This window comes from Bythopirellula sp. (genome assembly GCF_041737835.1).
Classification (GTDB): Bacteria; Planctomycetota; Planctomycetia; order Pirellulales; family Lacipirellulaceae; genus Bythopirellula.
Genome location: NZ_JBGSQY010000004.1, coordinates 320467 through 328214, shown reverse-complemented (window position 1 = coordinate 328214; position 7748 = coordinate 320467). Strand labels below are relative to the sequence as shown.

The following is a 7748-nucleotide window of genomic DNA, read 5'->3' as shown; positions in this document are numbered from 1 at the left end:
CATACTCCCACTGAAAAATATCGGCGAACCCTAGCGTGCCAACACACAAACTAAAACAGATCGAAACAGCGCTAATACAGAATAAACGTTTAAGCATGGCAAGAAATACGCTAAAAGATGGGATAAACTAGCACTTTCATTCTATCAGTCTAGTTATTGCAAATGCTACCAGATTATGATGATTTTACTCGTTTTGCCGCCACCGGGTAATCCCATCAACCAATCGCGGATGCATGAAAAGGCAAATTGAACCACGACTATCACGTTTTTTGTCGACGCATACTCACTCTTGCAAGAGAGGTTTTTACCAACTTTTGTTGTCGAATTTGGCCGCGCAATCTGCTATGTTCGCTCTTGTTCCGAGCGAAGAATCCTACAGGAAAACCCTAGGAGTCGCGGGTACGTTATTCGGCGCGTTTGATTTGTCAAACGAATCTCGGCTGGCACTGGCTTGCAGGTCGGAAACGTCCGAATTCGCTTAGGCCGTGAGACACCGCCGAGTGGTTGTAGTATTGATGCATCCTGGTAAGGTAAACGACTAAATTACTATTCTTGACTAGTTCTCTCTGCTCGCCTAACCAAGCTGACCGCGCTAGCTCACTCCCACGCCCGTGAATAAGGACTGCTGCAATGACAATCCTGCCTCGGCCTAGAACCGCCCTCGAAATCGTCGGTAATGCTCGCAAGCACCTCGCTTGGTTCGCACTCTTCACGGCCGGAGTCCTCGCGCAGCGCACGATGGCCCAGCCGACCAATCAAGCGCCAGCGAATCAGACCCCGGCGACCGCCCCCGCTGGCGACGAGATGACAGCGATCCCGATCCCACCGCAGCCCGACGCCATCGAACTCGGTACGGGCCCTCTACCCAATGCCACCGTCCCGGAGTCGTGGCACAGCCAGTACGGCTCGATGTTCGCCCGCAACGTCACCGTCGCCACTCTGACTCCCTTCCTGCCGGACCCGTCGAAAGCAACAGGGGCGGCGGTAATCGTCGCGCCGGGCGGTGGCTTCCGCACCCTCTCAATGGAAAACGAGGGCTGGAATGTGGCCCGCGCACTCGCCGATCAGGGGATCGCCGCATTCGTCCTTAAATACCGTCTCAACCAAACGCCGGCAGATCTCGATGAATACGCGAAGACGCCAATGGGCGGACCACCGCCCAGTGCAAACGTGGGCGGGCGTTCGGCGACGCGCCCTTCTCCCGGAGACATGGCCGAGCGAATCGCGCCGATGATCGCTGACGCCAACGCCGCCTTCGCCCTCGTCCGTGCCAACGCGGCAAAGTGGCACGTCGATCCAGACCGCATCGGCATGATCGGTTTCTCCGCGGGCGCTATGCTGACCATGGCCACCACCCTCAACAGCAGCGAGGCCAAACCGGCCTTTATTGGAAACATCTATGGGCCCCTGTCGGCAGTGGACGTCCCGCCCGACGCACCTCCGCTCTTCGTCGCCTTAGCCGCTGACGATCCGATCTTTGGCGGCACGAACTTCGGCCTGATTGAAAGTTGGCATCAGGCCAAACACCCCGTGGAGTTTCACTATTACGAACAAGGGGGCCACGGCTTCGGCATGTACCAAAAAACGACCACCAGCACTGGCTGGTTCGATGCCTACGTCAAATGGCTGGCCATGCACGGCTACCTCAAACCCAAAAACTAGCACCTTTTGGTCCGGTGGCGGCATAACGTTGCTCTCCAAGCTAGCGAGTTTGGGCTCAAGATTCACTCCATCGATTTCTTCTGTCCCCTGACCCCCGACCTCTGACCTCTGACCTCTGACCTCTTTTCTTCTCGTTTTTGGCCGCGCAATCTGCTATGTTCGTTCTTGTTCCAAGCGAAGAATCCTACCAGAAAACCCTAGGAGTCGCGGGTACGTTATCCGGCGCGTTTGATTTGTCAAACGAATCTCGGCTGGCACTTGCTGCACGTCGAGAAACGGTCTCGAGAGGCGCCGTCAGGTAACGAAACGTCAGCGACAGTTCAAACCCCGGGTGATCTCGTGGATTGTGCGCGAAGAACACGTTTTGGAAAGCGTGGGCGCCCACGCTCTAAAAACATGCATCGGGTCATGTTGAATCAGAAAATCCAACGAGCCGACGGCGACTTCGCCGTTAGGCCGTTTCTTGCTGCGCGCTCTGTGCAGATCGTCCCGTCACCGAGCCGTCCTACCGGTGCAGACACCCCTGCCACCCACCCCAGAGCCATCGTTTTTAAAAAACGCACATGTGCTTCGAACAAACCACAACATGTAGTGGTAAAATTAAAGCCACCACAACAGGTAGTGGTTAAAGTGTCCGCGAAGTCAGCAACCACTCCGCCACGAACGGCGCGCGACTGGCGCGGAGTTCCCGCGGGCTTGTGTAGTGACGCACCGGCACCAAGTCGGCCGCCGCTTGAATAAGAAATTCCGTTTCACGAAACGGCCAAGGATCGAAAATAATCCGGCAAGGGCCACCGGGCGGTTGCTCGCTCGCCGGGCGGATCTCGTGGATGAGCGTCCAATTTTCCGCGAAGGAAAACGGCTGCGGGTAACGGGGTGCTTGTTCCCCTGGAACTGGATACTGCGAACAAGGCCACAAGCTCAGGACGTCGAACAGTTGCAACCACTTGAGAGCTTCGCCAGCGAGCTCGGCCGTGTGGAGTGCTCCGTCGCGGGCATGCCAACGGGCGAACCATTCGCTCCGCTCAATGGCCACGCGGTGCAGCCAATCGCGGGCGATCGGTTCATTGGCATGCTGACCGACCGTACAAAGAAGCGCACTGAAATGACCCGCCACAACCCAAGCCGCCAGATCACCCTGGCTTCGTGCGACTTGAATTGACCGATCCCAAATCGAAAATGCTTCCTCCGTGGGAAGTTCCAAAAACGATAACGGCCAGCCATGCTCAGCATCGAGTCGCGGCTCGTGTTCCCATTCAAGCCAACCGTCGTCGTGATGCGTGATCGCGTCGAGCAATTCCTGCCGCACGGAAGACACCTCCGCGCTGGGAGGACCAAACCTATCGATACAGCGGCGAGCCAGCTCGCCGCTCAGCCGGGCGTGTTCGACTTGCGAAATCAGCAGCCACTGGGGTTGGCCATCGGCAAAGGTCAGCTCCCGGCGAATCATGGCTGGCTCCTGTACATAAAAAATGCCGGGGGTGGTTACGCCCCCGGCATTATGATTACGCTGATCGACGTCTATCGACTACACCGCGGCGTAGTAGCTGGCGAACTTACCGATCGAGACTGGTTTGATCTTCGAAGCTTGGCCAGCCTGACCAAACGCGACCATGCGGTCGATGCAGACCTTTTTCATCGCATCGCGAGCGGGCTTGAGATAGTCGCGGGGATCGAACTTCTCGGGCGTTTCCATGAACACTTTGCGAATCGCACCCGTGATGGCCAAGCGATTGTCAGTATCGACATTGATCTTGCGCACGCCGTGCTTGATGCCGCGTTGGATTTCCTCGACCGGCACGCCCCAGGTTTGCTTGAGCTGGCCGCCGTACTTGTTGATGATGTCCTGCAAGTCTTGCGGCACGCTGCTCGAACCGTGCATCACCAAGTGGCAATTCGGCAAGCGGCGGTGAATCTCTTCGATGCGATCCATGGCCAACACTTCGCCGGTCGGCTTAGCTGTAAATTTGTAAGCTCCGTGGCTCGTACCAATCGCAACCGCCAAGGCGTCGACGCCGGTTTCCGAGACAAAGCGTTCGGCTTCTTCGGGATCGGTCAGCAATTGATCGTGCGACAGCGTGCCGGTGGCTCCGTGGCCATCCTCTTGCTCGCCTTCGCCGGAAACCAACGAACCCAGGCAGCCGAGTTCGCCTTCGACCGACACGCCCTGAGCGTGGGCCGATTTTACGACGTCCTTAGTAACCTTGACGTTGTAGTCGTAGCTGGCGGGGGTTTTGCCGTCGGCTTCGAGCGAACCGTCCATCATCACGCTTGTAAAGCCATTCTCGATCGCGCTTTTGCAGGTTTCGGGGCTATTGCCGTGATCCTGGTGCATGACGATGGGAATTTCGGGATACAACTCAGCAGCGGCCAGCATGAGATGACGCAGGTAATTGTCCTGCGAATAGGAACGGGCGCCACGGCTTGCCTGCACGATCACGGGAGAGTTCGTCTCCTTGGCGGCTTCCATGATCGCTTGGATTTGCTCCATGTTGTTCACATTGAACGCGGCCAAGCCGTAGTCATTTTCGGCGGCGTGATCCAACAACAATCGCATGGGTACCAGTGGCATAGGAAACTCCTTGGTCTAAAACTCACTTACGTGTCTGGCTGGTCTATAAACGAACCCCGATTATACCAAGTTCAAGACGGCTCGCGGAGGGGGCCACGCAGGGCCTGTCCTCTGCCTACCAACTCATTTGGCGGCCGCAGAAACGTCGGCCAGAATTTCGCTGTCGGGGACTTGCAACAGGCGGATGAGCACCAATTTTTGCTCGGCTACGCCAGCCCGCTCTTCGGCGTGGAAGGCACTCCCCAAACTGGCCGGCGCATCAGGAATTCCGGACACGATCAGCAATTCACCGGCGGCAAGTGGCACGCTCATTTTCATCTGGTCGAAGACTTTCCGTTCGCGCGATGGCGTAACCACCAGAATCCCCTGGTCGCTGCCAGCGTAACGATTGCGCATCTCGCCGTGCTGAAGTTCGGGCACAAGCTCAACTTTCACACGCTGAGCCGGCAGGGTCTGGGCACGCAGCGAATAGACCCCCTGCACTTCTTGATAGCTCTTGCCTTGCAAGCCACTTTCGGTGTTAAGCAAGACATTGAGCAATGGTTGGACTTCGGAGGTTTGAATCGTGGCGGGCTCACCCCGTTTGAGTTGCAAAACACGGCGGGTCACTTTCGGGGTCGCTGAATTTTCGTCGATCACCCGTTCCTTCTCTTCCTCGGGCATTTCGCTTTGCAGATTCAAAGATTTGGCCAAGGCATCGGGCAGTGTGCCCGCGATCACTCCCGCGCGAAAACCGTTGCTTACCAACCGATTACGTACATCGAGATCGAGCCGCTGCTCATCGGCCGCTTGCCAGAGTTCTTTGGTCAATTGCTTGTCATCGGCGGGTACGCGCACTTGAAAGATTTCGAGCGTCACCCGATCGGATCCTGTACGCACGGCCTTGAGAATCGATTGGGGCGTACTAACGGCAGCCGTGGTCAACACGGCACCGCAACCTGTGATCATCGCCAGGCAACTCATCAAACCGAGCAGCACACATCGTGTGAACCAGCGTTGATAGGGTTTCTGGCCAGACATAGCATTACCGTGCCGAGGGGTTGTTCCCCACGCAATTGGTCGAGCAAAACGGACGGAAGAGGTGGCGACTGTACGAATCTGCTGGCGATTCGTCAATTGAAACTGGCAGTGCTAGCGGTTCCTACCGCCGCACAAGCCGTGGTGCCCGCCAGCGTTGGCCACGAATCGAACCATATTCGGCAACGAGTTCCGTAAATGATAGCGATAAGAACTCGTACAAATGGCTTGGCGGATCGAGGGCTAACCAGGATTGCGCCAGACGCTTCATCTGGGCATCATAGCTTTCCCGGGAAGGGCCATGAGCGTAACAACGCCCCGCGTGGCGGCGGAGGTCACCATTAAACTCCGGCGCGATATGCCATAGCTCGTGAAAGACCGTGATGAGCTTTTCTTCCAGCGAAGTATTTTGAAATCGCGGCAAGTAGAAGCTCAGGAGATACAGATAATCCCGGCCGCGCTCGTCTTTTAAGGGTTCAACCGTCCAGCTCACACCTCGGACGACCTTTTGCTCGGCGCCGTGAGCAAACCGGAGCGGCGTAAGCGATGCATACATGCCGTGGGAAACGTCACGGCGCGTTTGGCAGATATTGAACGCGACGCGACTTACATCGACATAACTGAACTCAGGCGATCGCGAGGCAATATCCGCGCAGAGCCGAAGCATGGAATGCGTGAAATCGAAAGCGTGACGCGGGCTCTCCATAGCCGCTCTACAATCGAACAGGAGGAAAGCTCAAATCACTCCGCGGCGGGAGCTTCGCTTGTTTCAGCAGCAGGTTCTGCCTTCGCGGGAGCAGCAGGCTCGGTATCTTCGAACGCTGGCTTCTGGCTGCGTTGGACTACGCGGTCACGAACGCCGACAAATTCCAGAATCGCCTGCACGCCGGCATCGCCAAGACGTGGTTGGGCCAAACGCACGATGCGTGTATAACCACCGGGACGCTCTGCAAACCGAGGAGCAATTTCAGCAAACAAGATGCTGACCGCTTGCTTATCACCGAGAAGCTGAATACAACGACGGCGAGCAGCCACGGCCGGTGCCACTGCTTGGGCCCAAGCGGTCCATTGATCGCTTTCACGCCATTTCTTCCATTCCTGGCTACCACGTTCAGCCGACGTGCCATGCTCACGGGCGGCTTCCTGAGCCGACAGCGAACGGCGGGCAATCGTAACACACTTCTCGACCAAGGGGCGAACTTCCTTCGCCTTGGCGATTGTCGTGATGATACGACCCTTCACCTTGGGCTTGTTGTCGTCGAATTCGGCATCGCGCTCGGTAAGGATCAGCGCGCTGGCCAAGTTGCGCAGCAAGGCTCGTTGGTGTTTCGGATTGCGGCCGAGCTTGCGGCCTTTATTGCGATGTCTCATGTTCAGTCGCCAATCAGGAAAATGCTAACACGGGTAGGTGTTAGAGGTTAATTTCAGTTTTTAGTGAGCCGCTGCGGAAGTAGGAATTCGCATACCCAAATGCAAGTTCAAGTCACGCAGCTTTTGACGAACTTCAGCCAACGTGGTTTCGCCAAAGTTTCGCACTTCGAGCAGCTGGTCTTCCGTCTTTGATACGAGATCACGCACGAACATAATGTGCTCGGCTTCCAAGCAGTTGCTAGCTCGCACCGAAAGATTCAATTCGGAAATGCTCATGTTGAGCTTGGATTCCAAAGCAGAGTCCATCGTCAGCGGAATGCCGCTGCGTGAAGGAGCATGAACTTGTGGGCCCAACTCGGTGTATTGCACAAACGGAGTAAGATGCTTACGCAGAATCTTGGCAGCTTCGACCATTGCCATTTCCGGATTCACCGAGCCATCGGTTTGCACTTCGAGCACCAACTTGTCGTAGTTGGTCTTTTGACCGACGCGAGTTTCTTCAATTGCATAACGCACGCGGGTGACGGGGCTGAAAATCGCATCAATGGGAATGATGCCGATTTCTTGGCTGTTCGCACTGTGCTCGGTGGACGGCACATAACCGCGGCCATTCTCGACAACCATTTCGACGACGAACGGCACGTTGTCGGTCAGATTGGCGATCACCAAATCTTTGTTGATAACTTCTACAGATTCGTCGGTTTCGATATCGGCGGCGGTAACAACACCAGGGGTGTTCCGCTCGACACGCAAAACCTTAGTCGAGTCGCTGTAGTTCTTCACAACAAGCGACTTGATATTAAGAACGATATCGGTCACGTCTTCCAATACACCTGGAATCGTGGTGAATTCGTGCTGGGCATTGTGAACTTTGATCTGCGTGACCGCGCTGCCTTCCAAGCTCGAAAGCAACACGCGACGCAAGCCGTTACCAATGGTCGAACCAAAACCGCGCTCGAACGGCTCGGCGATGAACTTACCGTAAGTAGCAGATAAAGTTTCAGCCTCACAAATCACTTTGCTCGGCAATTCAAGCCCACGCCAACGGATATGCATCGGATACCTCCACCCTTCAAGTAGCGGATCTGTTCTTTTGATTCAAAATCGCCTGCGGCTCAAAATTCAG

The 7748-nt window shown here is 56.1% G+C and carries 7 protein-coding genes; 1 reads left to right on the top strand and 6 read right to left on the bottom strand.

Annotation, left to right across the window (positions count from 1 at the left end; genetic code table 11):
• Positions 1 to 630 precede the first annotated feature (630 nt).
• Positions 631 to 1662, top strand: coding sequence for an alpha/beta hydrolase (locus AC6T8Q_RS02875; protein WP_500677638.1), 1032 nt, complete (start codon positions 631 to 633; stop codon positions 1660 to 1662).
• A 625-nt stretch (positions 1663 to 2287) separates the two neighbouring features.
• Here AC6T8Q_RS02875 and AC6T8Q_RS02870 read toward each other — a convergent pair.
• The 6 genes from AC6T8Q_RS02870 to AC6T8Q_RS02845 form a co-directional block, all read right to left on the bottom strand.
• Positions 2288 to 3112, bottom strand: a complete 825-nt coding sequence (locus AC6T8Q_RS02870) for a DUF3891 family protein (protein ID WP_500677637.1) — start codon at positions 3110 to 3112, stop codon at positions 2288 to 2290.
• 78 nt (positions 3113 to 3190) lie between these two features.
• On the bottom strand, positions 3191 to 4234 hold the full coding sequence (gene fba / locus AC6T8Q_RS02865; protein ID WP_500677636.1) for a class II fructose-bisphosphate aldolase: 1044 nt from the start codon (positions 4232 to 4234) through the stop codon (positions 3191 to 3193).
• A 123-nt stretch (positions 4235 to 4357) separates the two neighbouring features.
• Complete coding sequence (locus tag AC6T8Q_RS02860; protein WP_500677635.1) at positions 4358 to 5254, bottom strand: hypothetical protein; 897 nt, start codon at positions 5252 to 5254, stop codon at positions 4358 to 4360.
• Positions 5255 to 5375: 121 nt separating this feature from the next.
• Positions 5376 to 5918: a hypothetical protein gene (locus tag AC6T8Q_RS02855; protein WP_500677634.1), complete on the bottom strand. Its 543-nt coding sequence runs from the start codon at positions 5916 to 5918 to the stop codon at positions 5376 to 5378.
• A gap of 74 nt (positions 5919 to 5992) precedes the next feature.
• Positions 5993 to 6622: a bL17 family ribosomal protein gene (locus tag AC6T8Q_RS02850; protein ID WP_500677633.1), complete on the bottom strand. Its 630-nt coding sequence runs from the start codon at positions 6620 to 6622 to the stop codon at positions 5993 to 5995.
• Between the two features lie 60 nt (positions 6623 to 6682).
• A complete protein-coding gene (locus tag AC6T8Q_RS02845) occupies positions 6683 to 7678 on the bottom strand; it encodes a DNA-directed RNA polymerase subunit alpha (RefSeq protein WP_496920934.1) in 996 nt (331 codons plus the stop codon).
• Between the last annotated feature and the right edge of the window lie 70 nt (positions 7679 to 7748).

Coding starts and splice junctions, on each gene's coding strand:
- AC6T8Q_RS02875 (WP_500677638.1), top strand. CDS start 631: ATGACAATCCTGCCTCGGCCTAGAACCGCCCTCGAAATCGTCGGTAAT.
- AC6T8Q_RS02870 (WP_500677637.1), bottom strand. CDS start 3,112: ATGATTCGCCGGGAGCTGACCTTTGCCGATGGCCAACCCCAGTGGCTG.
- fba (WP_500677636.1), bottom strand. CDS start 4,234: ATGCCACTGGTACCCATGCGATTGTTGTTGGATCACGCCGCCGAAAAT.
- AC6T8Q_RS02860 (WP_500677635.1), bottom strand. CDS start 5,254: ATGTCTGGCCAGAAACCCTATCAACGCTGGTTCACACGATGTGTGCTG.
- AC6T8Q_RS02855 (WP_500677634.1), bottom strand. CDS start 5,918: ATGCTTCGGCTCTGCGCGGATATTGCCTCGCGATCGCCTGAGTTCAGT.
- AC6T8Q_RS02850 (WP_500677633.1), bottom strand. CDS start 6,622: ATGAGACATCGCAATAAAGGCCGCAAGCTCGGCCGCAATCCGAAACAC.
- AC6T8Q_RS02845 (WP_496920934.1), bottom strand. CDS start 7,678: ATGCATATCCGTTGGCGTGGGCTTGAATTGCCGAGCAAAGTGATTTGT.